At 48.0% G+C, this 26,532-nt stretch carries 23 protein-coding genes; 11 read left to right on the forward strand and 12 right to left on the reverse strand.

Annotated features, from left to right (window positions below; genetic code table 11):
- Positions 1 to 377 precede the first annotated feature (377 nt).
- Complete coding sequence (locus tag SGBXF1_RS19640) at positions 378 to 2,030, reverse strand: multidrug ABC transporter permease/ATP-binding protein (RefSeq protein WP_186427405.1); 1,653 nt, start codon at positions 2,028 to 2,030, stop codon at positions 378 to 380.
- A gap of 251 nt (positions 2,031 to 2,281) precedes the next feature.
- Here SGBXF1_RS19640 and SGBXF1_RS19645 point away from each other — a divergent pair, with 251 nt between their 5' ends.
- The 3 genes from SGBXF1_RS19645 to lldD all read left to right on the forward strand — a co-directional run bounded on the left by SGBXF1_RS19645 (position 2,282) and on the right by lldD (position 6,291).
- A complete protein-coding gene (locus tag SGBXF1_RS19645; protein WP_037418357.1) occupies positions 2,282 to 3,202 on the forward strand; it encodes a LysR family transcriptional regulator in 921 nt (306 codons plus the stop codon).
- A 334-nt stretch (positions 3,203 to 3,536) separates the two neighbouring features.
- Positions 3,537 to 5,117 (forward strand): L-lactate permease, encoded by a 1,581-nt coding sequence (locus tag SGBXF1_RS19650; RefSeq protein ID WP_037418354.1) that lies wholly within the window; start codon positions 3,537 to 3,539, stop codon positions 5,115 to 5,117.
- A 34-nt stretch (positions 5,118 to 5,151) separates the two neighbouring features.
- Positions 5,152 to 6,291, forward strand: a complete 1,140-nt coding sequence (lldD, locus tag SGBXF1_RS19655) for an FMN-dependent L-lactate dehydrogenase LldD (RefSeq protein WP_186427406.1) — start codon at positions 5,152 to 5,154, stop codon at positions 6,289 to 6,291.
- Here lldD and SGBXF1_RS19660 read toward each other — a convergent pair whose 3' ends face one another.
- From SGBXF1_RS19660 to SGBXF1_RS19670, 3 genes are all read right to left on the reverse strand, one after another.
- Entirely contained in the window at positions 6,292 to 7,101 is an 810-nt protein-coding gene (locus SGBXF1_RS19660) for a MoaF C-terminal domain-containing protein (protein ID WP_186427407.1), read from the reverse strand.
- A gap of 38 nt (positions 7,102 to 7,139) precedes the next feature.
- Positions 7,140 to 8,405 carry an MFS transporter gene (locus SGBXF1_RS19665; RefSeq protein WP_186427408.1) on the reverse strand — a complete coding sequence of 422 codons (1,266 nt, stop codon included), beginning with the start codon at positions 8,403 to 8,405 and terminating at the stop codon, positions 7,140 to 7,142.
- Between the two features lie 613 nt (positions 8,406 to 9,018).
- Entirely contained in the window at positions 9,019 to 9,957 is a 939-nt protein-coding gene (locus tag SGBXF1_RS19670; RefSeq protein WP_186428540.1) for a LysR family transcriptional regulator, read from the reverse strand.
- A 147-nt stretch (positions 9,958 to 10,104) separates the two neighbouring features.
- Between SGBXF1_RS19670 and SGBXF1_RS19675 the strand changes: the two genes are divergently transcribed.
- Positions 10,105 to 10,494: a tautomerase family protein gene (locus tag SGBXF1_RS19675; RefSeq protein WP_037418342.1), complete on the forward strand. Its 390-nt coding sequence runs from the start codon at positions 10,105 to 10,107 to the stop codon at positions 10,492 to 10,494.
- A gap of 42 nt (positions 10,495 to 10,536) precedes the next feature.
- Here the strand turns inward: SGBXF1_RS19675 and SGBXF1_RS19680 are convergent, their stop codons facing one another.
- The gene (locus tag SGBXF1_RS19680) at positions 10,537 to 12,303 is read right to left on the reverse strand and encodes an ABCB family ABC transporter ATP-binding protein/permease (protein WP_186428541.1); all 1,767 of its coding nucleotides are present in this window, start codon (positions 12,301 to 12,303) and stop codon (positions 10,537 to 10,539) included.
- A gap of 213 nt (positions 12,304 to 12,516) precedes the next feature.
- Between SGBXF1_RS19680 and SGBXF1_RS19685 the strand changes: the two genes are divergently transcribed.
- The 3 genes from SGBXF1_RS19685 to cbpM all read left to right on the forward strand — a co-directional run bounded on the left by SGBXF1_RS19685 (position 12,517) and on the right by cbpM (position 14,485).
- Positions 12,517 to 13,086, forward strand: a complete 570-nt coding sequence (locus SGBXF1_RS19685) for an HdeD family acid-resistance protein (RefSeq protein ID WP_037418340.1) — start codon at positions 12,517 to 12,519, stop codon at positions 13,084 to 13,086.
- A 165-nt stretch (positions 13,087 to 13,251) separates the two neighbouring features.
- The gene (cbpA, locus tag SGBXF1_RS19690; protein ID WP_037418338.1) at positions 13,252 to 14,187 is read left to right on the forward strand and encodes a curved DNA-binding protein; all 936 of its coding nucleotides are present in this window, start codon (positions 13,252 to 13,254) and stop codon (positions 14,185 to 14,187) included.
- Positions 14,180 to 14,485 (forward strand): chaperone modulator CbpM, encoded by a 306-nt coding sequence (cbpM, locus tag SGBXF1_RS19695; protein WP_186427409.1) that lies wholly within the window; start codon positions 14,180 to 14,182, stop codon positions 14,483 to 14,485. Before cbpA ends, cbpM begins: the two co-directional genes overlap by 8 nt.
- A gap of 991 nt (positions 14,486 to 15,476) precedes the next feature.
- Here cbpM and SGBXF1_RS19700 read toward each other — a convergent pair.
- On the reverse strand, positions 15,477 to 16,817 hold the full coding sequence (locus tag SGBXF1_RS19700) for an anaerobic C4-dicarboxylate transporter (protein WP_186427410.1): 1,341 nt from the start codon (positions 16,815 to 16,817) through the stop codon (positions 15,477 to 15,479).
- A 578-nt stretch (positions 16,818 to 17,395) separates the two neighbouring features.
- Here SGBXF1_RS19700 and SGBXF1_RS23975 point away from each other — a divergent pair.
- Positions 17,396 to 17,524 (forward strand): hypothetical protein, encoded by a 129-nt coding sequence (locus tag SGBXF1_RS23975; protein ID WP_255212243.1) that lies wholly within the window; start codon positions 17,396 to 17,398, stop codon positions 17,522 to 17,524.
- 93 nt (positions 17,525 to 17,617) lie between these two features.
- On the opposite strand, the gene SGBXF1_RS19705 is transcribed toward SGBXF1_RS23975, so the two are convergent.
- A complete protein-coding gene (locus SGBXF1_RS19705; protein WP_186427411.1) occupies positions 17,618 to 18,559 on the reverse strand; it encodes an AraC family transcriptional regulator in 942 nt (313 codons plus the stop codon).
- Between the two features lie 161 nt (positions 18,560 to 18,720).
- On the opposite strand from SGBXF1_RS19705, the gene SGBXF1_RS19710 reads away from it, so the two are divergent.
- Positions 18,721 to 19,554: an oxidoreductase gene (locus SGBXF1_RS19710; RefSeq protein ID WP_061808425.1), complete on the forward strand. Its 834-nt coding sequence runs from the start codon at positions 18,721 to 18,723 to the stop codon at positions 19,552 to 19,554.
- Between the two features lie 141 nt (positions 19,555 to 19,695).
- Here the strand turns inward: SGBXF1_RS19710 and SGBXF1_RS19715 are convergent, their stop codons facing one another.
- Positions 19,696 to 20,145, reverse strand: coding sequence for a GNAT family N-acetyltransferase (locus SGBXF1_RS19715; protein ID WP_061808424.1), 450 nt, complete (start codon positions 20,143 to 20,145; stop codon positions 19,696 to 19,698).
- Positions 20,146 to 20,427: 282 nt separating this feature from the next.
- Here SGBXF1_RS19715 and SGBXF1_RS19720 point away from each other — a divergent pair, with 282 nt between their 5' ends.
- Positions 20,428 to 21,006 carry a 2OG-Fe dioxygenase family protein gene (locus tag SGBXF1_RS19720; RefSeq protein WP_152555876.1) on the forward strand — a complete coding sequence of 193 codons (579 nt, stop codon included), beginning with the start codon at positions 20,428 to 20,430 and terminating at the stop codon, positions 21,004 to 21,006.
- On the forward strand, positions 21,003 to 22,232 hold the full coding sequence (locus SGBXF1_RS19725; protein WP_186427412.1) for a cysteine desulfurase-like protein: 1,230 nt from the start codon (positions 21,003 to 21,005) through the stop codon (positions 22,230 to 22,232). Before SGBXF1_RS19720 ends, SGBXF1_RS19725 begins: the two co-directional genes overlap by 4 nt.
- 187 nt (positions 22,233 to 22,419) lie before the next feature.
- On the opposite strand, the gene SGBXF1_RS19730 is transcribed toward SGBXF1_RS19725, so the two are convergent.
- The 4 genes from SGBXF1_RS19730 to SGBXF1_RS19745 form a co-directional block, all read right to left on the reverse strand.
- Positions 22,420 to 23,241 (reverse strand): inositol monophosphatase family protein, encoded by an 822-nt coding sequence (locus tag SGBXF1_RS19730; protein ID WP_165392875.1) that lies wholly within the window; start codon positions 23,239 to 23,241, stop codon positions 22,420 to 22,422.
- Positions 23,242 to 23,546: 305 nt separating this feature from the next.
- Positions 23,547 to 24,089 (reverse strand): NUDIX hydrolase, encoded by a 543-nt coding sequence (locus tag SGBXF1_RS19735; protein WP_186427413.1) that lies wholly within the window; start codon positions 24,087 to 24,089, stop codon positions 23,547 to 23,549.
- A 155-nt stretch (positions 24,090 to 24,244) separates the two neighbouring features.
- Positions 24,245 to 25,468, reverse strand: a complete 1,224-nt coding sequence (locus SGBXF1_RS19740) for an aminotransferase class III-fold pyridoxal phosphate-dependent enzyme (protein WP_186427414.1) — start codon at positions 25,466 to 25,468, stop codon at positions 24,245 to 24,247.
- An 18-nt stretch (positions 25,469 to 25,486) separates the two neighbouring features.
- Positions 25,487 to 26,500: a TauD/TfdA family dioxygenase gene (locus SGBXF1_RS19745; RefSeq protein ID WP_186427415.1), complete on the reverse strand. Its 1,014-nt coding sequence runs from the start codon at positions 26,498 to 26,500 to the stop codon at positions 25,487 to 25,489.
- Between the last annotated feature and the right edge of the window lie 32 nt (positions 26,501 to 26,532).

Consider the following 26,532-nt stretch of genomic DNA (forward strand, 5'->3'; position numbering starts at 1 on the left):
ATCAATTAAAATCCAATTATTGATCTATTTAAACGATCGATAAAGTGTTTTGTTACCCTAGTAATTTAAAAAATAACTGCTACCCAGACACCTGAGGCGAGGTAGCTACAGAGAAACAGTCTGGACGGTGCGTCATAGGCGATGAATGCATGCTGTATTGGTGAACGATGGCGCAGTGTGACACAACACAACAGATCAAAATTAAACCACCAGTAAATAAATCAATACTCAATTAATTGACTTTAGGTAAGAGGAATTGGCGGCAGGTTTGACTGGAGATTTGCGGGAGAGGTGACGTGATATGTTGTATTTATCGGATAGTACCCTGCGCTCACACACAGTTATTCGGACCGCCGATGCGGCCCGAATGACAAGGGTCAGTCAATCTGCGAAATCGAGTCCCGACTGGCACGCTCACGGTCATTGCCGGTCAATTCGCTCAGATGCCCATCACGCATTTGCAACAGCCTATCGGCATGTTCAAAGTAATGGTCATCATGGCTGATGGCGAAAACCGTTTTTCCCAGTGCGCGTAGCTGCGGTAGCAACTCACGATAGAAGATACGCCGAAATTGCGGATCCTGATCCGCCGCCCATTCGTCCAATAGCAGGACATCCCGCTTTTCAGCCACTGCCAGCAGTAACGCCAGACGTTTACGCTGTCCTTGCGATAGCTGCGGATTGGTCACTCGTAGGCCATCGAACTTCAGCTTGTCTTTCATGTTCAATCGGTTAAGCCAGCTTTCTACCAGCGCAGTATCTGGCTGCTCCCCCTCAGGCCCTTGCAGATGGTGGAACGGGTGAAAATCGGTAAAAATAGCGGAGAACAAACGGCGATAATCATGCATATCTGCCGGAGTCTGTGGCACACCATCCAGCATAATTTGCCCACTAACCGGCTGATATAACCCAGTTAACAGCATCGCGAGCGTTGATTTTCCACTGCCGTTGCCGCCAATCAGGAAGACCAGTTCACCACGGCGCAGCGTCAGGTTAATAGGCCCAACTGCGAACCCGGCTTTTTGCTCCGCCGCGCCATAGTGGAACATCACATCACGCAGCTCCAGGGTTTGCCAGGCTTTGGCGCTTACCGCAGGAAACGTGGGTTGATAATCTGCAAGCTGCAACGCTTTGACCTTGCCGAAAGCCACCTCAGCGCTAATCAGCGTCGGGAATGCCCCTACCGCCTGCAACAATGGCGTACGCAGGAACAACAACGTCAGTGAATACGTCGCCGCAACAGCGGTATCGGCCCAGCCCAGGCTATTTGCCATATAAAACACCAAACCAATCGCACCCAACATCATGATATTCGACCAATTGACGGCACTGAGATGGTAGGTATCCGCGCGGATAATGTGATGTCGATAATCTTCAGCATCGGGTTGGTAGGCCTGCTGGTACAACGCCTTGGCACGATCGCGGTTCAGCGCTAACTCTTTACGGCCATCAATCGCAGATTGGTAATGTTCATACAGACGTTCTTCCGCTTCACGCACACGGGTCAGATGGCGATAAACACGAGACACCAAACAACCGCTACCCACCACTGTGATGGCAACCCAAATCGCGGTTACCACCAGCATCTGCGGTGACAGCCAACCCAGATAGGCCGCCGATCCTACAGTTAATATCACCCCTTGCACCAGCTCCGGCAAGCGCACAAAAGCAACCGTGATATTACGAATATCACTGGACAGACTTGCCAGCAGCGAAGCGCTGCCCAATTGTTCTATTCGCTCAATATGCGTATCCAGGATGCGCTTAACCAGTTGGCCACGTAGCCGGAACACAAAATGATGGCCGAGCGTGGTCAGCGCTAACTGTGAGCCCAGCGTTACCGCCATCAGCAATGCCAACAGCCCGAGGAATTCGGGTAATACGGCCAGAGGGTTGCCCGCTACCGTCATCAGCCGCAAATTTATAAAGGCGATGATACCTATGCCCAACGCCGCGCTGGCCATGGTTAACGCCATTACCGCCAAAAACGGCCAGCGATACTGGTGGTACACCACCCGTAGCAACTCCATGAAGAACCCTTACCCTAAATCTTGAGATGGCAGGCATTGTAAGCGGCCTAAAAGTGATATCAATAACAATTCTCATTTTGGCACTGGTGATGGCTCTCTGGCCGCGAAATTTTCGCCCAACCGCAGCGGATGAGTTTCAGGGGCATAGATAGCGCGTCGACCAAGGCGCACAAACTTGCCAACAAAGATGCAGCTTGCAGTATGACGGGTATACACTGACGGTTGCTCTGGGACGAGGAAAACACCAACTGATGCTGCCCACACATGAATATGCCAACGACCTGATCCTGTTTGCCCTGATTGTTGATTGCGGTTCCTTCAGCAAAGCCGCTGAAACAGCCGGAATTACCAGTTCGGTGGTCAGTAAACGTATCGGCCGACTGGAGAAATCCCTTGGCGCACGCCTGCTGTACCGCACCACCCGTAGCCTGACGCTGACTGAAAACGGCCAAAGCCTATACCACCAGGCCAAGGAGATTGGCGCTCAAATTCAGCAAGCCCTGAACGTTGTCAGTGAAAAAAGCGATGAACTGACCGGCGTGATCCGTATGTCAGTCCCGACCATTTCAGGCGAATTGCTGCTAAGTGAGAGCGTGGCAGAATTCTGCGCCCGCCATCCCAACCTGAAGGTTGAGATGCGGCTCGAAAATCGCTTCGTCGATCTGGTCAATGAAGGGATTGATTTGGCAATCCGTACCGGTACCCTGCCAGACTCAAGCCTGATTGCCCGACCGATTCTGGATTCGCGCTGGGTGATCGTCTGCTCGCCAGGCTATTTGCAGCAACATCCCGAGCCTCACTCAGCCGATGACCTACTCCAGCATAATTGCCTGACCTACACCTATCAGGAAAGCGGTACCGACAACTGGTTGATGAAACAGCCAGGCAGCAGCAAAATTTATGAGTTGCAGGTTAATGGCAACCTGTCTGCCAATAATGCCAGAGCAATCCGTAAGGCCGTGATCGGCGGTTATGGTATTGCTATGGTGCCACGCTGCATGGTGTATGAGGATTTACAGGATGGAAAGCTGGTGGAAATTTTGGCTGGTCACTGCGGCAAAGTATTAGGCATTTACGCAGTCTATCCCTATACCCGTAATTTACCGCTAAAAACCCGACTGCTGATTGAACATATCATCGCGTCCTACCAAAGTATCAGCCACTATTTTTGAACCAGATCACATTATTATTCCGAACGGGCCCGTAGCGCCCGTCAGGGATTACGCCACTTTTGAATATAATCTATTGATGATTATTGTGTAATTAATGTGACCCAACACATTTATCATATAAAAAATAAAATTATCACTTTGATTTTTAATCAAATAATCAACCCATCAATACGAACACCGCCGCCAACAAAGTGACGATACCGCCCTACTTTTCAATACCGGATAATTGCCGAATGGAACATCGGCCAAGGTTGTGATTAGAATGAAAATGTTGCGGTAATTAACCTTTCGGCTACATACCTCTACAAATAACAATAATAACCCTGAGGCTTTTATGTCCCTGCTTTTCAGTATTGCGCCCATCGTCCTGCTGATCTGGATGATGACCAAAAAGAACGGTGTTCCTTCCTATATCGCGCTCCCGCTGACAGCGGCTGCCGTGTATGCCGTACAAATGTTTTGGTTCAATGGCCTGCCACTGTTGTTGCACGCCAATATCATTACCGCATTGGTTTCAGTTTTCACGCCAATTACCATCATCGCTGGCGCTATTTTGCTCAATAAACTGATGCAGATCAGCGGAGCAGAAAACGTTGTACGGAACTGGCTGGAAAATATCAGCCCTAACCCAGTCGCACAGTTGATGATCATCGGATGGGCATTTGCCTTTATGATTGAGGGAGCCAGTGGTTTTGGTACTCCCGCCGCCATTGCGGCCCCCATCCTCGTCGGGTTAGGTTTTAACCCACTGCGCGTGGCTCTGCTAACGCTGGTCATGAACTCTGTACCTGTGTCATTCGGTGCCGTCGGCACGCCCACCTGGTTCGGCTTCGCCAATCTGGGGCTTCCCGATGTCGACTTGCTGGACATTGGTCGTCAAACCGCGTTGATCCACTTTGTCGCTGGATTTGTTATTCCATTACTGGCACTCCGTTTTATCGTGTCCTGGCATGAGATTCGTCGCAACCTGCCCTTTATTTTGCTCAGCGTCTTGAGCTGCACTCTGCCTTACTTGCTGTTGGCACAGGTTAACTATGAATTTCCCGCTCTGGTTGGCGGTGCCATTGGCCTGATGCTGTCAGTACTCTTGGCACGCGCCGGAGTTGGTCTGACACGCAGCGAAAGCAAAACATCCTCTCAACCGGTGCCATTCGTTCACGTGATCAAAGCAATGACCCCAACTCTGCTGCTGATTGCTATTTTGATAGTAACGCGTATTCATCAACTGGGTATTAAAGCGCTGCTCAACAGCAATGCACCTTTATGGAATGGCAAACTCGGTGGTCTGGGCGAGCTGCGCATCAGTGATGCCCTGATCATTGAATTACAGCAGGTATTAGGCACGTCTGCTGCTGCGAGCTACAAAACGTTGTATGTGCCCGCACTGATCCCTTTTTTACTGGTGGTCTTGCTGTGTATTCCCCTGTTTCAGCTAAACCGCAAACAGGTAAAGCAGATGTTTACAGAAACCGGAGGGCGCATAGCTAAACCCTTTATCGCCCTTTTTGGCGCTTTAGTGATGGTCAATCTGATGATGCAAGGTGGCGACAATGCTCCGGTGATCCTCATTGGCAAAGCGCTGGCATCGCTCACCGGGGAAAGCTGGCTGCTGTTCTCTTCGTTCCTCGGTGCACTGGGTTCGTTCTTTTCAGGATCCAATACCGTTTCCAATCTGACATTTGGCGGCATTCAGCATTCTATCGCCTTGAGCAGCGGGCTAAACGTCAACCTGACGCTGGCTCTGCAATCCGTGGGCGGGGCCATGGGCAATATGGTGTGCCTGAATAATATTATCGCCGTCTGCTCAATCCTTGGGATCAGCAATGCTGAAGGAAAAATTATAAGAAAGACCGTGTTGCCCTTGCTGGTGTACGGGGGGATCGCCGCCGTTATGGCGCAGATCCTGACTTTATGAATGTAAAAGCACGTTATCGAAATAAGGTAAAAATATGATCATCTCCGCATCAACCGATTACCGGGCCGCAGCACAGGCTAAGCTTCCGCCTTTTCTGTTCCATTACATTGACGGCGGGGCCTACGCGGAGCATACGCTACGACGCAATACAGAAGATCTGGCAGGTATTGCCCTGCGCCAGCGCATACTGCGTAATATGTCAGACCTCAGCCTGGAAACCAGTCTGTTCGGTGAAAAACTGGCAATGCCAGTGATCCTCGGTCCCGTCGGTCTGACGGGGATGTACGCCCGCCGCGGTGAAGTGCAGGCAGCCAAAGCCGCTGCGCAGAAAGGCATCCCTTTTACCTTGTCTACGGTTTCAGTCTGCCCAATTGAAGAAGTGGCACCGGCAATCGATCGACCGATGTGGTTCCAGTTGTACGTACTGAAAGACCGGGGGTTTATGCGTAACGCGTTAGAACGCGCTAAAGCCGCTGGGGTAAAAACCTTGGTATTCACTGTCGATATGCCCGTGCCCGGTGCACGTTACCGTGATGCACACTCAGGTATGAGTGGCCCTAACGCTGCCGTGCGACGCATACTGCAAGCCGTGACACATCCACAATGGGCTTGGGACGTCGGGTTGTGCGGCAAACCGCATGATTTGGGCAATGTCTCGGCGTACCGTGGCAAACCGACCAACCTTGAAGATTATATTGGCTGGTTGGGCACCAACTTCGATCCCTCTATCTCTTGGAAAGATTTGGATTGGATCCGTGAATTCTGGCAAGGCCCAATGATCATCAAAGGCATTCTGGATCCGGAAGATGCCAAGGATGCGGTGCGATTCGGTGCCGATGGCATTGTGGTCTCCAACCACGGTGGCCGGCAACTCGACGGCGTGTTATCAACCGCCCATGCATTGCCGGCGATTGCCGACGCGGTGAAAGGTGACATTACCCTCCTCGCCGACTCTGGCATTCGCAATGGGCTGGACGTGGTGCGTATGATTGCGCTGGGTGCAGACGGTGTATTGCTGGGACGCGCCTTTGCCTATGCGCTCGCGGCAGCCGGGCAGGCTGGCGTCGCCAACCTGCTCGAACTGATTGATAAAGAAATGCGCGTCGCCATGACGCTGATCGGTGCGAAAACTATCGCGGACATCACCACCGACGCTCTGGTTAATAACCGCTGATTACAGGGGGTGTACCCCGTCGGGATAGGTGTTGTAACTCATCTTGTGAATGAAAGCGCCGGCGGGGGACACTAACACCTTGCCGGCAGCATCCAGTCCAAGAAATATCCCTGTACAGCGGCCAAGGGTAAAGTCGAAAAAGAACACCGAGCAAACCGGGATAATCTTTTCCCGGAAGGTGAATAAATACTGGTCCTCCGCAAATTTATAGTATGTGGCGTAATCCATATCACCGTGGCCAAACTGCTCACCGCGCAGGTTCTGCCAGGCATAACGTTCGGTATTAACGTAGAAATGTTCGTAATAATGATTAGGGCTGTAAATATTCAACGTGCGGTAGCCCAGCAGCTCACGGGTCAAGTGAGGAGCCAAGCCGCTCGGCGTAATACCCACCCTCTGACCAACATTGAATGTTTGCCCCAGGCGGGAGCCATTCGTCACCTGTTGTTCAGGCAACAGCGTGCTACGCACCATCAGTACTCGTCCGCTATCCACGTTGAGCACGAATGTCAGGCATTCATTGCCTGGTATCTGCAAAGGAATATTAAAGAAGTATTGTGAAGGAGAAGTACGGACCTCCTCGTACGCGTCTTCCCCCTGCTCTCCCTGCCAAGTCCAGTGCAGCCGTTGCTGATCAGCACTGAAACGCAACGTCATCTCTTCACCATGTTCAAACACCATCTGCAACGTTTTTCCGCGCCAGTCCTGGGTCGGCGGCAGGCGGTTAGTATCAATCCCCCTGGCAAAATCGTCATAGTTCTTCCACTCTGGCTCGGCGTTCTGATTCAATACTGACGGATTTAAAGACATGCTCGTTCTCCTTGAGTACATAGGGGTAAAAAACCGTTTCAGACGTCGGCGATACCCTGACTTTTCAACGTTTTTCGGCTAACCACTGCGGGGGCCGTTTCATCGAGAAAACAACTTAATACCACGGCACAAGCAGCTCCAATGGCTGCCAGCCACATCACACTGACCAAGCCGTAACGATCGGCGATAAAACCTGCGGTAAAAGGTGCCAGGCAGCCACCAATGACTTCACCAATGCCCATCACCAGTCCCAGCGCAGTGGCGATGCGGGCCTTCGATACGGTTTCTGAAGGAATTGTCGCCATAAACAATGTGAAACATCCCAAACCGGTATAAGACAGAAACACCAACCCGCCCAAAAGCCACAGGTTTTCGACGTAACTCAGAAACAGTGGGCAGCAAATCGCCAGCAGTGAGAAAAAAATCAATGTCGGTTTACGACCGATGCGATCTGAAATTGCCGGTACCGCAACCCCCCAGAAAACCCACGCCACACCTATAGCGCTCATGATGCCGCCCATTGACCGTTCGCTGAAGCCACGAGCGGTCACCAAAAAACTCGGTGTAAAGGTAATAATGACCATAAACCAGGTGACGAATACGCAAGAAATCAGGATGCAAAGCACCACATTTTTAATTTTGAATAGCTCGGTGTAAGCGGCCTTTTCCGACTGATTCTTTGCTGTTGGTTCCGCCGTAAAAGACGGATTCTTTTTGCCATCAACATATTTATAAATTAACCAGGCCAAAATAATCCCCGGTAAGGCTGTCAGATGGAAAGCCATGCTCCATCCCCACTTTTGTGCCAAGTAAATAATAAGCGGCGGCGCAATAATGCCCCCCAATAACCCTGGTGCGGCGCCTTGAATCAAGCCCATATTGAATCCACGCCGTTGTGGTTGCGATTTTTCCACCATTAATGACTGTGCAATCGGCAATACAGGCCCTTCAGCAATCCCCATCAACGCGCGGAATATCAGCAACATGGCGAAACCATTGACCCACCCCGACAAGGCAGAAAATAGAGAAAACACCACAATAGAGGCAATGAGCATGGGTTTACGGATATTAAAACGGTCGGCAATTGCCCCTAATCCTGCCCCCGACAATGCCCAGGTTAGCGCCAAGACGGCAGACAAGGTGCCAAGATGCACATTACTCAGTTGCAAATCGGCAGCTATCATGGGGAATAAGAAAGATATGGTTAAACGATCAACAAAAACGCAGCCAAAAACGAAAAAGAGAATCACCAGTAATCTGTTTTCCTCATTTACTGCCGAACCATATCCCGCCGATTTTTTCATAGTGTGATCTGCCTGTTAGTAAGCTCATCAATGACGATATCCTTGTTCACAACCCCTGGATGACAAGCCAAATTAGCGAGCCTTTCATTTCACCAGGATGTTATTAACATGTTAACGATTTAAATTTATCGTAAGCGAACAGGCTGTCAACTGGGCCGTAGCGGTCACCAGGAAATCTTGACATCGGGTACATTACAGGTGGGTTATTATTAACACTGCTTATTTTACTGCGCTGTTATTTATATATTAACTTCTTTCGCCAGGTACTCTTTACGCCATCAAATTGCTTTAATTTGTCATTTTCATAAATATATTAACGTTTCACATGTTAGATTTATTTATTATTGTATTTAACATATCGATATTTTGAAGCATTTTTATCCATTGAATTTATGCCATTTATCCAGAAATAACGTTACTTATTAACTCCATTGGGGAAGTCACTCTCTGACAATTACATTAACGCGACTGAATCGTAAAAATACGTGTAGCGTGATGTGAATCACAGCAATACACCAGACCACCCTGCTTTGAATAACGATCGGGACGGTTTATCGCGCCCTATAAATATTCAACCACCCGCAAAACCGCAAATCGTGGTTAGATTATCAACTCAGGAAAAGCCGTCGGCAAAAACACCACGCAAATAGTGACTGAACTCCGTCACCACGCGCGAAACCTGGGGCGCATAGGGCCTTACGACATAAAGACTGTCAGCAAAGGAATCGACCGGCCGCCAATCCGGCAGTACTTCGATCAACCTTCCGTCTGCAAGCGCCTGCTGTGCACTGAAGTCAGGCAGCAAGGCAATCCCCAAGCCTTCAGTAGCCGCATCCCTTATCGATTCACTGTTATTGGTCGCAAACGGGCCACTGACAGGCACGTGAACCTTTTCCCCGTTGCCTTGTTGCACATGTTTGGTGACAAAACTCCAGCCGGGCTGTTCCCCCTGACGAGGGTAGTAAAGGCATTGATGTTCTTGCAGATCGCTCGGCGATAGCGGCATCCCATGACGTTTCACATAGTCTGCCGACGCCACCGCCAGTGTTTCAGTCTGGCAAAGCCGCCAGGCGACATGTGTTTCGGGCAGGTTATCACTGTGGCGGATAGCCAAATCAAACCCTTCGGTGGTTAATGACACCAGCCGATCAGAAACCTCAAGCTGCACCCGCACCTCCGGATTCGCGCGTAGAAAACCGGTAATACGCGGTACCAGTTGCTGGCGAGAAAATGCCACGGGCGCTGTCACGCGTACAGTGCCACGCAGCGGCCCACCTGAATCACAAATACCAGAGAAACTCTGCTTTATTTGCGCAAAAGGCTGACGCAACTCCTCTACCAACCTCAATCCCGCCTCGGTCAGTCTGACACTGCGCGTGGTGCGCTGTACCAATGGCACCCCGGCTAACGTTTCGATCTCTTTAATTTTTTGGCTCATTGCGGCTTTGCTGACATCCAGCCGCTCTGCCGCACGTGTAAAGCTCCCCTGTTCAGCCAACACGGTGAGCCAGTGCAAATGGGTCCACAAGGTATCTATTCTGGGATTTTTCATCATGACTGTTCATTTATATAAACAATGAATTCAAGTATAGCGCTTCTTCCCACACGGGAGCATGGCTAAGATAGAACCTAAAAGGCGATGACAAAACGCTGCCCTGCACATCCATGAAATCATTAACTCACTGACAGGATTATGAAAATGCCATTACTTATCTTTGACGTTATCGAGGGTCGCAACGAAGCCGAACTGAAAACGCTGCTCGACGCAGCCCATCGTGCAGTACTCAGCGCCTTTAAGGTGCCGCAGCGTGATCGCTACCAGATTGTTCATGAAAACAAAGCCCACCATATGGTGATAGAAGACACTGGCCTTGATCTGATCCGCACTCGCAATCTGGTGGTCGTCCGGGTGATTACCAGCCCGCGGCCTGAAGAACAGAAACAGCAATTTTATGCTGAACTCAGCCGTGAGCTACAGGAAAGCTGCGGGATTGAAGGCAGTGATTTGATGGTGTCGATTATCACTAACGGTAAAGGTGACTGGAGTTTCGGTAACGGCGTGGCACAGTACCTGACCGGCGATCTTTAACTGCGTGACTCCCCAGGCGGGACCGCCTGGGGATGTGTATCGTCAGGACGGCTGTTCGTCGTTATATTGGTTTTGCCACATGGCAGCATAGCGGCCATTGCTGGCCAGCAAGGTCTCATGGCGCCCACGCTCCACGATTTCCCCCGCCTCTAACACGATAATTTCATCAGCATCGACGACCGTTGACAGGCGGTGCGCAATAACCAACGTCGTATGATCACGGCTCACCTCGCGCAAGTGCGACTGAATTTCGCGTTCGGTCTGGGTATCCAGTGCACTGGTTGCCTCATCAAACACCAGAATCGCCGGGTTTTTCAGGATAGTGCGTGCAATCGCCACCCGCTGCTTTTCACCACCCGACAGCTTAAGCCCACGCTCGCCCACGCGGGTTTCATACCCGTCAGGCAGACTGACGATAAAGTCGTGAATATGCGCTAACCTGGCTGCCCGTTCGATCTCTTCCTGGCTTGAGCCCGTTTTACCATACCCGATGTTGTAGCCCAGAGTATCGTTGAATAGCACAGTGTCCTGCGGCACGATACCAATCGCCCCACGTAGGCTGGCCTGCTTCAAACTGCGGATATCCTGACCGTCAATCGAGATAGTCCCGCTGTTCACATCATAGAAGCGAAACAGTAACCGGGACAGCGTAGACTTGCCGGCACCCGAGGCTCCCACGACGGCTACCGTGTTGCCCGCCGGAATGGTAAAGCTGACATTTTTCAGGATGGGTCGGCGCGCATCATAGCCAAAACTGACCGAATCAAAGCACACTTCACCGGCTTTCAATTGCAGCGTCACCGCATCTGGCTTATCGACAATTTCCTGCTCTTCCTGTAGCAAATCGAACATGTTTTCCATGTCGATCAACGCCTGCCTGACTTCAGCATAAATAAAGCCGAAGAAATTGAGCGGCTGGTAGAGTTGTAATAGATAGGCATTCACCAACACAAAGTCACCGACCGTCATCCGCCCCTGTACGATGCCCTGCGCTGCCATCGCCATCATCACGATCAACCCGATAGAGATAATGGCGGTTTGCCCGAGGTTGAGGGCGGTAAAACTGAACTGGTTCTTAATCGCGGCATATTCATACAAGCGGCGTGACATGTTGAAACGGTCAGCCTCAAAGTCTTCGTTACCGAAGTATTTAACCGTCTCATAATTCAACAGGCTGTCGATAGATTTGGTATTGGCGTCAGCATTGGCTTGGTTGAGTTCGCGTCTAAAGCGAGTACGCCAACTGACCGCCATCACGGTGAACAGAATATAGCAGCCGACCGTTGCTAAAATTGCCAGAGCAAACCAGCCGTTTAACAGATGCCACATAATCACCGACACCAAGGTGATTTCGAACAGGATGGGGAAAATAGAAAATAACAGCCGTGAAAGTACCGTCGCAACGGCCTGAGTACCACGCTCAATCGATAAAGATAACCCACCAGTCTGGCGCTCCAGATGGAAGCGTAGGCTCAGCGCATGTAATTGCCTAAACACACGCAGCCCTAACAACCGGGTAGCATTCTGGCTGACGTGCACAAACATCACGTTGCGCAGTTCTTCAAATAACGCCGCACCGACGCGCGCAACGCCATAAGCCAGGATCAAACCAATGGGTATCGCCAGCATTTTGGCTGTTTCACCGCTCAAAGCGTCGATCATAGCTTTGTACGCCAGCGGCACTAACGTCGTACTTACCTTAGATATCACCATGAAAATAAAGGCGATAACCAAGTAGTAACGTAACTTAGGGTTATCTTTGGGCCAGAGATAAGGCAGCAAAAATTTCAGTAAGCGGGAGCGGTCTATCATTGGGTATCTATTATCTCAGTCAACATAGCCGCATTGGCTTTTATCTATTCTGGCACGTCTGCCATGAAAAACCTTATGTAATCCACCTGCACAGCTCTTTTGGATACCGACAAAAAATACGCCGCATCGAAGCATCATCCCCAAAGTGGAGTGTTCCACTATAATAGTCAGTGAAACTGTACAGGACATTCAAAACAAGGGAGTTATATCATGCTAAATATGGGCCATCGTCATTCGTTGATTATCGACGAACAGAGCTTAAAGAAACAACGCACCCCGCTGTTAATCATCTCAATATTGTTGCTATTGGGCGGTCTTTTCTGTCTGTTCAGCCCCTTTGCCTCCGGCGCGGCAATCAGCATGGTCGTGGGCATTTTCTTGCTACTGAGCGGCGTCGCGCTTATTTTCGGTATGATTGCCAACCGAGTGCAAAATACCTGGCCAATGATCGGCGGTATTCTGCTCGGGGTGGCTTACCTTATTATCGGCTATGTATTTATCACCAACCCTGCAGTCGGCATTTTCGCCATGGCGGTTTATCTCGCGGTCTTGTTTGCACTGGGAGGGATTGTACGCCTGGTCGCCGGATATAAACTGCGCGATGTTCCAGGAAGCTGGTTGCAATTTGTGATTGGTATTTTGGATCTGGCCATTGCCTGGCTGTTGTTCAGCGCTGACCCAATGACATCCGTGGTGCTGGTGACCACCATCGTTGGTATCGAAATGCTGTTCAGCTCGTTCAGCTTATTCCAGGTTGCCCGTCAGCTGAAACGCGCATGACCTATCAGCGGAGCTACCCCGCTCCGCTTTCTCTGACATTTGGCTGCCAGGCCACACAATTAGGCCGGTACTTCGGCAGCCAACTGCCCTACTATAAGTAAAGTTTCACCCAATGTAGGCTCAACGATTTCCCCTGACGAAAAATTGAAGTGAGATGATAACGCTATGGAATTCAAGGACTACTATGCCATTTTAGGGGTTAAGCCGTCAGACGATCTTAAGGCAATCAAAACCGCCTATCGCCGGCTGGCGCGAAAGTATCACCCCGACGTCAGCACCGAATCAGATGCCGAAGAACAATTCAAACAGGTCGCCGAAGCCTATGAAGTTCTGAAAGACGACGAACGACGCGCTGAATACGATCAACTTCTGCAACACCGTAACGACCCCAACTTTGGCCGCCAGACACAACATAGTCATGGCAATGCCCATAGTGCTGAAGATTTTTCCGATATCTTTTCCTCTATGTTCGGTGAACATGCACGTGCTCAGCAACATCGCCAAAGGCGCCAAGGCATGCGCGGCCAAGATATTGAAATGGAAGTCGCCATCTTCCTGGAAGAAACACAAGCGGAGCAAACCCGTACTATTCGCTATAGCCTACCGGTGTATAACGCTTTCGGCATGGTAGAGCAGGAAATTCCTAAAACCCTTAATGTGAAAATCCCCGCCGGCGTTGGCGATGGTGAGCGTATTCGCCTGAAGGGCCAGGGTGCGCCAGGCACTGACGGCGGCGCTAACGGTGATCTCTACCTGATTATCCGCATTGCTCCCCATCCGCTGTTCGACATTGTCGGCCACAACCTTGAGATCGTTCTGCCAGTAACGCCTTGGGAAGCGGCGTTAGGTGCCAAGGTCCCCGTACCGACCCTGAAAGACAGTATTCTGTTGACCATCCCTGCCGGGAGCCAAACCGGACAGCGTTTACGCATCAAGGGAAAAGGCCTGGTCGGAAAAAAAGAAACCGGGGATTTATACGCAGTGATCAAAGTCATGATGCCACCAAAACCGGACGAGAAAAGCGCTGCACTGTGGCAACAGCTGGCAGAGGCGCAGAAGACCTTTGATCCACGTAAAGAGTGGAGTAAGCAAAATGGCTAACGTAAAAGTAACTTTCACCATTACCGAGTTTTGCCTGCATACCGGCGTTTCACAAGAAGAACTCACGGAAATCGTGGGGTTAGGCATGATTCAACCGCGTGATCTCACAACTGAAGAGTGGATCTTCGACGATCGCGCACTGATCACTTTCCATCGTGCAGAGCAATTGCATCGCGAGCTGGCGCTCGACTGGCCCGGTATTGCGGTTACGCTGACACTGTTGGAAGAGATCGAACATTTACGTAAAGATAACAACCAGTTGCATCAACGGCTGGCGCGGTTTATCACCAAGCCCTGATGTGGTGAAACAGCCCATTGCACCTGCAATGGGCTGCCTCAGGCACCAACAGCTTACGTCTTCGAAACATATCGCTCCCCAATGGCCCTCTCACTTCCACCGTCATCATTTTGCCTCACTAAGGAAACAGAAAAACGCCCCTACGACTGCCCCCTTCCGCACAGAAAACCAGCATAATAAATACCATCGGAACAGATACTATTGATAAAAAATATGCACTCAGCGACGCTTAACTGATGATTACTATAGATACTGTTAATAAAGACATGTCATTAAAAACATGTTATTAAAAACAGTATTGACACCCATTCGAAAACAAGTAGATTAGTAATCATCAGCAGCGAAACAATAGCTTGCTGTTAATAGTGAAAGTATTAAAGTTAAGTTGATAAAGTTATTTTTGCGATAAAGGCCACGAAGTGATTTTTGTATGGGCCATTAATGTAGAGAAAACAATACTCTCATTTTATGACGCTTTAAGGCCACGTAGTCAGTATCTACAATCGCAGGGTGTGAACCAAAACGCGATGATGTAAGGCCATGTTTTAATTGTTATTTGTTTGCGATCATTTTTCAAGTTAGTGCAACAGGATCGCAACGGAAGTGAGGCCACGCATCAAAGAGTCTATATCGCGAGGGGAGATGTACTTGTTTAATATGCCAAATCTTCGAGTATTGAGATTGGCCGAGAATCTAAACTGGTAAATAGAGGGAGGATTGAGTTAACCCAATATTATCTGTGTTAAACGTGTACATTTAACGATAGAACCTTAGCAGTAAGAAATTAGTAAGTTTATTAATGTTAAATTTGAAGTCAATAGTACCATAAAAGCCCTGGCAGCAATTGTCAGGGCTTTTATCTTTTATATCGATACACCAATCACATGGCGATGAAGGCCGTACCCTGAGCAGAGAACACCCCGTGCCCTCACCCCACGATCTCATCGACCGTGAGGTTCTCCCCACATAACCAATCGCTGCGACAGATCCGTTATAGGAACCCGTATGCAGCAGCCAAGACCCACCCCATTACGCACGATACAGACACCCCGATGAGGCCTACCATGATGAAACTGTGGTTAATCACAAACCGTCCGATATTTGTCGTTCCCGAACGGTCGAACTGAATGGCGGCCAGATCGCTTGGGTAGGTCGGTAAAATGTAGTAACCATAACAAGCCGGTGCAGAAGCAACGATGTAAGCAGGATCAACACCGATGGCCAGTGCTACAGGAACAATCGCAGCAAGTGCAGCAGCCTGCGAATTAACAAACTTGGAAACGATAAGTAAAACGATGGCATAGGCCCAAGGATATTCTTTGACGATGGTGCCCAGCACCGACTCAATTTCTTTCAAATGGGCGCCAAACATTGTTTCTGCCATCCAGGCGATACCATAAACAGCCACTATGGCAATCATCCCTGAACGGAAAACCTCGTTTTTAGAGATAGTCGCGGGGTTTGTTTTAGTAGCAATAATGATTACTGCACCTGAACACAACATAAACATCTGGATAACCAACACCATAGAGAGTGGTTTTCCATTAATTAATGGACGCAGTTCAGAGAAAGCACCTAATAGCGCGACAATAACGATGGTAGCCAAGAAAATCCACATCGCCACCCAGTTACTGGTCGGGAGTTTTTTATCCAATAAGGTTGCTGTATCACCGTATACGTATTTGTAGTTTTCCGGATCAGAAATGAAGCTCTGGAATTTCTCATCTTTATCCAGATCTTTACCCCGGAACCAACTGAAGATACCAATAGCAAGAATGCCGCACAGGGTAGATGGTATCGTAATCGCCAACAGATCAAGGAACTCCAGATGTTTACCATTAAAGGTAAAATTGCCCAACATGGCAACCAGCGATACAACGGCCACTGACACCGGGCTGGCAATAATCCCCATCTGCGCACCAATAGAACTGGCAGCCATCGGCCTTTCCGGGCGAATGTTGTTTTTGATTGCCACGTCATAGATGATGGGCAATATCGTGTATACCACGTGTCCTGTACCACAGAGAATGGTCAAAATGCAGGTAACAAACGGCGCAACAATGGAGACATACTTAGGGTTACGTCGCAGTAAACGCTCTGCAATTTGCAACATCACATCAAGTCCCCCTGATGCTTGTAGCGTCGCTGACGCAGCCACCACAGCGATGATAACCAGCATCACATCAACCGGTGGTTTCCCTGGGGGCAAATGAAAAAAGAAAACCAGTATGATTAATCCAATACCGCCGAGTAACCCCAGTGCAATCCCACCCTTTCTGGCTCCGTAAAAGAGGCAGATCAGTATGACAATAAGTTGAATCGTAAATAACATGTGAACCTCATTTTTATTGTTAAGATGATTAATAATTCACTTCTTTTCATTTTCATTGAGGGATTAGGATCACAGATAGTTAGTTTTTATAATTAAAAAAGCCCAACAAAATCAGGTGGAAACCAGATTGTTTTAATAAAGTTATCATTATGTTTACCATGTGAAAGAACGGATGCAAAAACCTATACCACTCTGTAAAAACACATCAGCATCAGGCCCGATAAAAGTATTAATGCAGCGTAACGTCGGTGATTGAATAAATAATAAAAATGACACCAGGCATGTATTTTACACACAATAATTTAAAAAATAGACAGCATTAATTTAACAGGTGCGATCACTCAGTGTGAACGAACATGGAGAAAAAGGTTTTCAATCTATTGAGACAAAAAGCACTACATTGATAATGCAACGATAATTATCGCAGCCTTATGTCGACATCTACCCTCGACTAGACCATTTTATCGTCACCCACCATTAGGATTTTTACCCAAAAAAGCAGATTCGATTCAATCACGTTAAGAATTATCTTAAAATAAATGCGAAGTGTTTATGGATGTAGGATCCCAAGGAATAGGATGAATAATAAGGATCGTAAACCCGGTTATCAGGTTGAGTATGGTGAGGAGTGGAAACCGGAAAAAACCTCTAAATGGTTTTGGGTCGTGATAATCAGCATCATCGGTATTCTGATCGCAATATCGTGAACGTTATACACTCACCGTACAAAGCGATGTCCGACCATAACGTCATAGATAAGATGTTAGCGAAAATAAGCATGGCGGATACTCAGAAGCTGATCAGTGGGAAGAAATAAAATCAGAAGGCGTAACCGGCGCAGGCAATGAAAAATTCTGTTTCATTCGCGCCACTTCACTGATCGGCGTTAGCCCGAACAAACGTTTAAATTCACGATTGAATTGCGAAACACTTTCATACCCAACCCGTGCACTTGCCGCTGAAGCGGTGAGGTTATTGCGCAGCATCAGCAATCTGGCCTGATGCAGTCGCGTGGATTTAAGGTACTGCATGGGCGACGTTTCCGTAATGGTTTTAAAGTGACTATGAAACGTGGCCAGGCTCATGCCCGCCTCTTTCGCCAATGCATTCACATCCAGATACGAGTCATACTCCGCATGCAACTTGCGCAACGCTTTTGCCACTTTCCCAAATTGCCCCTGCAAGGTCAGTGCACTGCGTAGCGTCTGTCCCTGTACGCCCGTCAGAACACGGTAATAGATTTCCCGCACCATTGCCTGCCCTAATATTTCCGCATCCAGCGGTGAAGCCATTATCTGCAAGAAACGTAAAACTGAATGGCTCATGGCATCATCCATCGGACTCGACACCATACTGCGTGGCGGTACACTGGCACTCTGCCCACGATCGGCAAGGTGCAACAGCAGATCAGCTGCGACAGTGAAGTCCAATCGCATATAAATTGCCAGCATAGGCTCTAAAGCGCTGGCATCCGTTTCCATCGTAAACGGCACCGGAATTGAGACCATCAGATAATGTTGCGCATCATATAAATAGACATCATTTCCCAAAAAACCGCGCTTTCTTCCCTGCACGACAATGACGATCCCCGGCTCATATAATACTGGCGTGCGCATCAACGGACGATTGGAACGCAAAAAACGCACGTCAGCCAACGCCGTGAGATTATAGCCTTCATGCGGTGTCAGCCTATCCAAGAGCTCGACCATCTGGTCGGTAACGACAGAAGAAGAGATTGTCATACACACCTATAAAGAGATGCAGAGGGTGATTTAAGTGTGACACTCAGTGTCGGGACCGTCCAGAGCACTCAGAGGAATAGGCAAACATCACAGAGGATCATGTCTACGGATTTTGTCCTGCCCGCCCTATGCTGCTTATCCCCCCTACTGAGGATAATGTCATGCACACATCAAAATTATTTTTTATCACCGGTGTCAGCAGCGGATTTGGCCGTGCGCTGGCAGAAGAGGCACTGAAAGCGGGTCACCGCGTGGTGGGAACACTGCGCAATCAGCAAGACAAGGATGAATTCGACGCTTTGGCACCAGGCCGTTGTTTCGGTCGTATTCTTGATGTCACAAATTTTACCGCAGTTGGGCCGCTGGTTGATGCCGTAGAACAAGAGATTGGCGCCATTGACGTGCTGGTAAATAATGCCGGTTATGGTCATGAAGGGATTATGGAAGAATCCCCCATGAGTGACGCCATCCACCAATTTGAAGTCAACGTGTTTGGTGCAGTGGCCGTCATTAAGGCTTTCCTGCCCTATTTCCGCGCACGTCGCGCCGGCCATATTCTCAATATCACCTCAATGGGTGGATTCATTACCTTACCGGGGATCAGCTACTATTGTGGCAGTAAATTCGCCTTGCAAGGTATATCCGAAACCCTAACCAAAGAGCTTAAACCCTTTAATATTGCAGTCACCGCTATTCAACCGGGCTCTTTCCGGACGGACTGGGCCGGGCGTTCAATGGTTCGCTCGCCACGCAGCATCAGTGATTACGATCAGAGTTTTGCGCCGATTCGTGAGACACGTGAGAAACGCAGTGGCTATCAACCTGGTAATCCGGTTAAGGCCGCCAGAGTCATTCTGCAACTCCTCGATAGCCCTGCGCCACCGGCATCATTACTGCTTGGCAGCGACGCCGTTATGTATGTCAGAGAAAAACTGCATCAGATGAATACCGATATCGATGCCTGGGAAGATGTCAGTCGCTCAACCGATGGATAACACCGCGATTCCCTACCTTATGAGAGCAACGTTGGTATCACTGCCGGTATCGCCGGCAGTAGGTACTAACTTGGTTGATTGATACTGCGGACGTCATCCGCGGCTCGTACGAGCGGTTTGAGGACACCTGATGGCAGAGCGCTAGATGCTTAGGCTGTAGTAATGTTCATCTTTGTCTATTTTGCCGGTAAAGGTGAACCCGAAAGTGAGATACATCTTTTTCGCAACCCGGTTGTGCTCATCAATCATCAGCGTTATCTGCTTTACGCCACTCTTTCTGAAGTAGCTCAGCATTGCCTCGAAGGAAGCGCGCCCCAGCCCCTGACCGATAAATTTGTGGTCGAGCATATAGCGACAGATCTCAACCTCGGCCAGTTGGTGCTCCCAGCGCTTGTACAGAAAAAAACCGATTAACTCCCCGTCACGGTATAACGCTCTGGGGTGACATTCAGGAAAATAAGCCGCCTCAGAAATGGAAATCGCATTGCAGCAAATAAACGCCTCAAATAGCGTACCGACACCATCTTTATTCGACGTCAGCTCACAGACATCAAAAACATTTTCACGATCTATCTCGCGTATCTCAATCATATGACCGTCTCAAATTTATCATTTTGTGAAGCTGAGCAAGCCACTCTGCCCCCACTCTTCCCTGATTATACCCATCTTGTGTTCACCGCTGTTTACAGCTGCAACAGTACGGCCACGATCAGCACCGCCTAAAAATTGCGCTAGCTATAGTGTCGACTACAATTCAATCGAAATACCTCCCTACAAAAACAATATTTATTCATATTAGAGGTGATTATGTTGCAGAAACACGAAAACGTAATAAGTATGACTATGCTTAGCCATCAAGCCACCCGACAATTAATGCCTTCGTTTTCCACATTGCCCCACACACAACACGCTGACGGCAAGTACCGCTTACGACGCTACTCCGTAGTCAAGCATGCCAATGGCCAGGTGAGCGAGATTGGGCCACGCAATTTCGTTCAGTCTGATGAGATCAACCATTTCCAGGGTAACGTTGTACGCCACTTCGAGCCGATTGACAGTGCCGTGCTGCAAAGCGCCGGGATGGAGGAAATGTGCAATCTGTTCGCAGAAAGCAACGATCTACCAGAAGGTGCCGAGATTGAAATTCATCAGATGCGTGTTGTTGCCATTCATAAGGAAACGCAGGTGGCGCCGGAAGGTATTCATCAGGATGGTTTTGATCATATCGCGATGATTGCTATCCACAGGCAGAATATTGTCGGCGGCGAAATCATGCTATACGCCGATAGTCACCAGCCCCCGTTCTTCAAAAAAGTCCTGGCAGATGGCGAAGCCGTTTTACTGGCGGACAGCAAACTATGGCATAACGCTACGCCGATCAGCGCTATTGTCCCGGACGAAGACGGATATCTTGATCTCTTTGTCCTGACAGCGCGGGGAGAAAAAGCATGACCTTTACGCCCGAACTCGCCCGAGCCCAGTTTAGTGCGCTATCCCAGCGTCATAATGATAAGCCCGTGATCTTTTTCGATGGGCCGGGAGGTTCCCAGGTTTCGCAAACCGTGCTGGAAAAAATGACGGATTATCTGGGGAAATATAACGCCAATCTGGGCGGGCACTATTTCTCCAGCCATAAGACAACCGAGGTGATGAACCAGGCGCGAGAATCAGTACGCGCTTTTTTAAATGCGCCCTCGCCTGACAATATCGTTTTTGGCATGAACATGACCTCGCTGACGTTTCACCTCAGCCGCATCATTAGCCGTAATTGGCAAGCCGGTGATGAAATTATCGTCACTGCGTTAGATCACTACGCCAACGTCTCTAGCTGGCAGCAGGCTGCCGCTGACAAACAGGTCATCGTGCATCAAATACCGCTGGAGAGCGCGGATTGTTCGTTGAGCGCTGCCCGGCTGTGTGAACGCATCACCGCCAAGACCAGGCTGGTAGCGGTCAGCTATGCGTCCAACGTGACCGGCAGCATCGCCGACATTAAAACCATCACCGAAGCCGCCCACCGTGTCGGCGCGCAGGTTTATGTCGACGCAGTGCACTACGCCCCGCATAACCTGATCGATGTGCAAGCGCTTGGCTGTGACTTTTTAGTCTGTTCCGCCTATAAATTCTTCGGCCCGCATATCGGCATGGCCTATATCGCACCGCAGTGGTTGCAGCACCTACAACCGTATAAAGTCGAGCCGGCTACCGACATCGGGCCTGGACGTTTTGAAACGGGGACACAGAGCTTCGAAGGGCTCGCCGGTGTGACGGCAGCCATTGACTACCTGGCACAATGGGGCACGTCGGGCGCGCCACTAAGGCAACGTTTACAGGAAAGCTTTGCCGGTTATCACCAACATGAAGAGAGTTTGTGCCGGTATTTTTTGCAGCGCTTACAACACATAGACACTATCCAACTCTATGGTTCACCTTTCGCTGATACCCAACGCCGCACGCCGACCTTTGCGTTAACCTTCAAGGAACACGCCCCGGAACAGGTTGCTCGCCGCTTAGGCCAACATAATATCTGCGTCGGCAGCGGGCACTTCTATGCTCTGGGTTTAATTCAACAGTTGGGGCTGCAGGACAGCGGCGGCGTGCTGCGCGTCGGGATGATGCATTACAATACTCAGCAAGAAATTGACATGCTGTTTGAAGTGCTCGCTAGCGCAGGGTAACGGAGAATCGCACACAAAGAGACTTCTGGGTTATAAGTACCTGAATATCCTAAATCCAGAAAATCAACGTATTGTCATCACAAGCCCCTGGAAACAGGGGCTTTTACGACGAGATGGATGCGTATAAAGGCTCAGGGCACTTACTGCACAGCACCTGCTGACCAAATATAAACCGAGTGGCTCATCATCAGGGCGTTAATAATTTAACCAGCGATTTGGCTAAATGTTCGCTTTTGGCGGTTAATAAATTACCGCTTTTTAATATCCCACGCTGATTGCCATTCAGATCCATAACGGTTAACCCCGCCTCTCTGGCACAGATAATGATAGCTGCGCTATCCCAAGGTTTCATTATCGTATCAATAGCCGCATCTGACGCCCCATTTAACACTGAGACGTGTTGAATACAATCGGCAGAGAATTTAAACAGCTTTGCTCTCTCGAGAACAGAAATAAGACTCCACGGCGTATCGCCATTTTCAATCCATGTAGAGGTACCATGCATCCCTGAAGCGGTTATGGTCGCTTGCTCTACACACATTGGTGCTGTTTGAACAGGCTTACTCAACAGCTGCCTACCATTATTTTTGCCAGAATGTATAAAACAGCCAAGGTCCTTTCCTGCATACACCAACGTATTTATTGCTGGAAGACCAATTGAACCCAGTATTGGCTCACCGTTTTGGATTAAAGCAATAAGGGACCCGTATACTGGCATACCTAATTTGTACCATGTAGTGCCATCAATGGGATCTATCAACCAGTATAATTGGCAATCATCAGCAATATCACAACCTAACTCTTCGCCATAAACAGGAATGTCAGGCGTCAGCGCCTGTAAACTATCCCTGATATATTTTTCAGTTTCAATATCGGCTTCACTAACAATGCTTAAGTCTTTTTTTTCAAAAAACGTTACTTCATTTTTTCTGCCCTCTATGATAGCGAAGGAAGATAACGCAATCTGTTTAACTTCCTGCAATAAACTACTTAATTCCATTTCGCTCATTGTTAATACCCGCATCAATTACACTAAATTTTCAAGATAAAAAATACCCCATAGATTTTATAACATCATATCTGTTGAAAACTCAGAGTATGTCACATCAATCAGTTAAAGGTACCGCATGCCCCTATGATATCCCTATGAAAATGGCCAAGCCGGGATCCAGTCAATGGTGCATTCCTTGGATAAGGTGTTCTAAACATGTACGATCCCCTCCCGTAGAGGCGTTAAAACGCCTCACGATCGTCTCCCTAACACCTGTATATCCATGACACGACGAAGAACCATTCTCTCGATAACGATAACAATTAAAATAATTGCAGCGTTTTCTCAGCCATGCGTATAACGGCAAGATCATCTGTGATATCTTTAACTTTATTGATTGGGATCCATTCCAATTTTTTTGATTCTTTAGACATGTTTATTTCGGCATTCTGACCGACGATAAAACACATTGTTATATCATAATGGAGATGTGCAGATGCTTTCGGATTTTCAGGTATTTTATGTATATCGACATCAATCACAAAAGAATTGTCTGCACTAATATTTTTGATACCGCTTTCCTCTTGTGCTTCTCTTAAGCAGGCATCTAAAAACGTCGCATCTGTCGGTTCAATGTGGCCTCCAAGTTGAAACCATCTATTTAATTTCGCATGAAGTGTCAGAAGCACTTTAGTTTTATCATAGTTCAGTACCCACGCGGATGCTGTGAAGTGCCCTTGCTTTGACTCCTCATAGAAAACACCGTCTTGCTCATAAAGGACATTCAACATATTGCATTTATGTTCTTCTTCTTTTTCATAGCTTGTTTTATAATTTTCTAACAAACTGGAAACTTCATTTTTCATGACGTCATACTCACTTTGCGTTATAAAATAGATCTTAAAATTAAAATATTAAATCGTATCACCAGGAGATATTTTAAATCATAAATATGATTCTGTGCACAAGTTCCAAAAATCCAACGACAGATACCATCCATATGCATGATGTATTTCATGAACTACATCGCTTCAACCCAGCTTTTTGCCGCTGAATAAGTTAATCCAAACAACTCATCATGATTTAGATCACTATGAGCAAGGCTCACGAAGGAGTTGTGCCCTTCCATAATCAACAAACCGTTTTTCAAAAGCTCAGCCTTAAGGCGGCTTCTTAACGTGTAATTATTGACAATCTCTTGGCTACAGACTAAATCAAATAAGGCATTATCAAAAAGCGATTTAGCATTCACATATTTATCAGCACCGGCTTCTTTAAATGCTAAGTTCAACGTCATTACAATAGCCTTCCCTGCCTGTGAAACCACGTTGTAACCATCACAATTGCCCATGATCTCTGCTACCGCAATGGCTGCGTGCGGGGAAAGTATTTCTTTAGTGTGAGTACCGCCAATGCGTGCTTCACGGTACACAGAAAGAATATCGGGTTTACCCATAAGGATAGCAAGCGGCAAACCATTACCGATGGCCTTGCCTAAAACCACATAGTCAGGATCGAAAGAGGTGTTATTTGCCAGATAGCCGCCAGGGTTAGTCCTCCCTGCAGTCTTAGTTTCATCTAAAAGTAGCTTCACCCCATAGGTCTTACACATGGCGACCGCCGCCTTAATCTTCTCTTCTGAGAAGAAAGCCAGCTGATATACGTCTAATGCGAATATAGCAATTTCATTCCCATGTTCTTGCAGAAGACTTTCTAGCTCAGATAAGTCACCATTTACCCAATTGAACACAGCTTCTTCACCGCTAACGCCTCGCATTCCGTTCAAATAACGCAAGTCGTTTCTTTTATCACTGCCTAATATTTCATGCCAGCTCGGTGACATATAGAGTTGAGCATCATGCCACCCCAAAAAACCACATCTTAAGATCTTTTTACGCTCGGTTTGCATCATCGCACATCTAAATGATGCTGTAACAGCCTCTGAGCTGGTTTTGAATAGAGAAACAACTTTATAGCCGGAATATATTTCTTCAAATATATCAGAAACCTGACTGTGCACTTCTCCAAAACCGGGGAACGACAGCCCCAAACTTAAGGCATCAGTCAACCGTTTATTAAACTCTGGATGACTGTGGCCTAGAATAACTGGCCCTATGCCCAAAACGAAATCCAGATACTGGTTTCCGTTACTATCCTCTATCCGATACCCCTGCCCCTTCCTAAATTGAATAGGTTGTCCATTTGCATCCAAAACTCTGTCGCTACCTACTAATGGTGAAAACATGTTTATCATCCTTGTTAATTAAGCCAAAACAATATGTTGTTTTTCTGGAAGGTGTTTTAATTTCTTCCAAGAGTTATGAGAAAAACCATACATTCTAATCAACCAGCGATCGTTGCCATCATAATTTGCAGAGCTTGAAAGATTATCTCTGCCATGCAAAGCAATCCTATTATTTATGATGAGAACATCGCCAGGCTGTAAAACAACTCTGTTGATATATTTCGGATCGGAAAGGTGTGCTTTTAGTTTTTCTAATGCTTCATTTGCTTCGTCATTGATCCCTGTCAGTTTAGAGTGGCTGTATCTTATGACTAGTCGGCCATTGATATCACCAATCACACTAACATTTTCTATTTTTGAATCAACATCAAAGCTGGATTGGCTGCTGGCAATATATTCTGGCTTCATCAGCTGCTCTATCGTTGAATAACTTAAATTATTCAAAATATCGTCCAATGACCAAACTGTTGTCGCTGCCTGAATCGGGTTTCTTAAACATGCCAGAGCAAAAACTTCTGGTGCAATGACTTGATTTCTTGTGTCATCAGGAAGCATTTCCGACCAATGACCATTAACGACTTCTGTATGCGGAGAAAGGGATTTTGTCGAGCGGGACCATGACTTTTCATTGTTCTTGGCGGGCATGACCATATGTGCCAATCGGCCTTGCATCTCATTTAGATAAGAGGAAACAGTGTGTCCTGTTACACCTAGCATAGCCATTAGCGTTGAAGCTGGTTCAATCCATAAACTCGCATCAGGTGCTTCATCATTGCAAGGCGTTGGCGGCAATCTATCAGTCGAAAAACAATTCCTCATTAATAGATAACCATATTTCTGTCTTTCTGAGAACCATGATAACTCAGAGTAAACGTCAACATCGTTGGCTAACAGCTTGCGAATATTTTCTTCCGCGATACTTTTAACGATATACGGGCTCACCTCTTGATTGTAAAGAGTGAATTTATTTCTAGTGATAATATCTTTAAGATTAAAGTCAGATAAGTCAATTGATAGTCCTAGTGATGACAACTTAACATTCCGTGATAAATGCCTCACACGTT

Origin of the sequence: Serratia grimesii (assembly GCF_900186025.1) — a bacterium.
GTDB classification, from domain to species: domain Bacteria; phylum Pseudomonadota; class Gammaproteobacteria; order Enterobacterales; family Enterobacteriaceae; genus Serratia; species Serratia grimesii.

What these genes read in the sequence shown, in the direction of transcription:
- SGBXF1_RS19710 (WP_061808425.1), top strand. Translation starts at nt 18,721, where the DNA reads ATGCACACATCAAAATTATTTTTTATCACCGGTGTCAGCAGCGGATTT.
- SGBXF1_RS19705 (WP_186427411.1), bottom strand. Translation starts at nt 18,559, where the DNA reads ATGACAATCTCTTCTTCTGTCGTTACCGACCAGATGGTCGAGCTCTTG.
- SGBXF1_RS19720 (WP_152555876.1), top strand. Translation starts at nt 20,428, where the DNA reads ATGCCTTCGTTTTCCACATTGCCCCACACACAACACGCTGACGGCAAG.
- SGBXF1_RS23975 (WP_255212243.1), top strand. Translation starts at nt 17,396, where the DNA reads ATGAATAATAAGGATCGTAAACCCGGTTATCAGGTTGAGTATGGTGAG.
- SGBXF1_RS19645 (WP_037418357.1), top strand. Translation starts at nt 2,282, where the DNA reads ATGCTGCCCACACATGAATATGCCAACGACCTGATCCTGTTTGCCCTG.
- SGBXF1_RS19700 (WP_186427410.1), bottom strand. Translation starts at nt 16,817, where the DNA reads ATGTTATTTACGATTCAACTTATTGTCATACTGATCTGCCTCTTTTAC.
- SGBXF1_RS19735 (WP_186427413.1), bottom strand. Translation starts at nt 24,089, where the DNA reads ATGAAAAATGAAGTTTCCAGTTTGTTAGAAAATTATAAAACAAGCTAT.
- cbpM (WP_186427409.1), top strand. Translation starts at nt 14,180, where the DNA reads ATGGCTAACGTAAAAGTAACTTTCACCATTACCGAGTTTTGCCTGCAT.
- SGBXF1_RS19640 (WP_186427405.1), bottom strand. Translation starts at nt 2,030, where the DNA reads ATGGAGTTGCTACGGGTGGTGTACCACCAGTATCGCTGGCCGTTTTTG.
- SGBXF1_RS19670 (WP_186428540.1), bottom strand. Translation starts at nt 9,957, where the DNA reads ATGAAAAATCCCAGAATAGATACCTTGTGGACCCATTTGCACTGGCTC.
- SGBXF1_RS19665 (WP_186427408.1), bottom strand. Translation starts at nt 8,405, where the DNA reads ATGAAAAAATCGGCGGGATATGGTTCGGCAGTAAATGAGGAAAACAGA.
- SGBXF1_RS19660 (WP_186427407.1), bottom strand. Translation starts at nt 7,101, where the DNA reads ATGTCTTTAAATCCGTCAGTATTGAATCAGAACGCCGAGCCAGAGTGG.
- cbpA (WP_037418338.1), top strand. Translation starts at nt 13,252, where the DNA reads ATGGAATTCAAGGACTACTATGCCATTTTAGGGGTTAAGCCGTCAGAC.
- SGBXF1_RS19740 (WP_186427414.1), bottom strand. Translation starts at nt 25,468, where the DNA reads ATGTTTTCACCATTAGTAGGTAGCGACAGAGTTTTGGATGCAAATGGA.
- SGBXF1_RS19730 (WP_165392875.1), bottom strand. Translation starts at nt 23,241, where the DNA reads ATGAGCGAAATGGAATTAAGTAGTTTATTGCAGGAAGTTAAACAGATT.
- lldD (WP_186427406.1), top strand. Translation starts at nt 5,152, where the DNA reads ATGATCATCTCCGCATCAACCGATTACCGGGCCGCAGCACAGGCTAAG.
- SGBXF1_RS19675 (WP_037418342.1), top strand. Translation starts at nt 10,105, where the DNA reads ATGCCATTACTTATCTTTGACGTTATCGAGGGTCGCAACGAAGCCGAA.
- SGBXF1_RS19725 (WP_186427412.1), top strand. Translation starts at nt 21,003, where the DNA reads ATGACCTTTACGCCCGAACTCGCCCGAGCCCAGTTTAGTGCGCTATCC.
- SGBXF1_RS19715 (WP_061808424.1), bottom strand. Translation starts at nt 20,145, where the DNA reads ATGATTGAGATACGCGAGATAGATCGTGAAAATGTTTTTGATGTCTGT.
- SGBXF1_RS19685 (WP_037418340.1), top strand. Translation starts at nt 12,517, where the DNA reads ATGCTAAATATGGGCCATCGTCATTCGTTGATTATCGACGAACAGAGC.
- SGBXF1_RS19650 (WP_037418354.1), top strand. Translation starts at nt 3,537, where the DNA reads ATGTCCCTGCTTTTCAGTATTGCGCCCATCGTCCTGCTGATCTGGATG.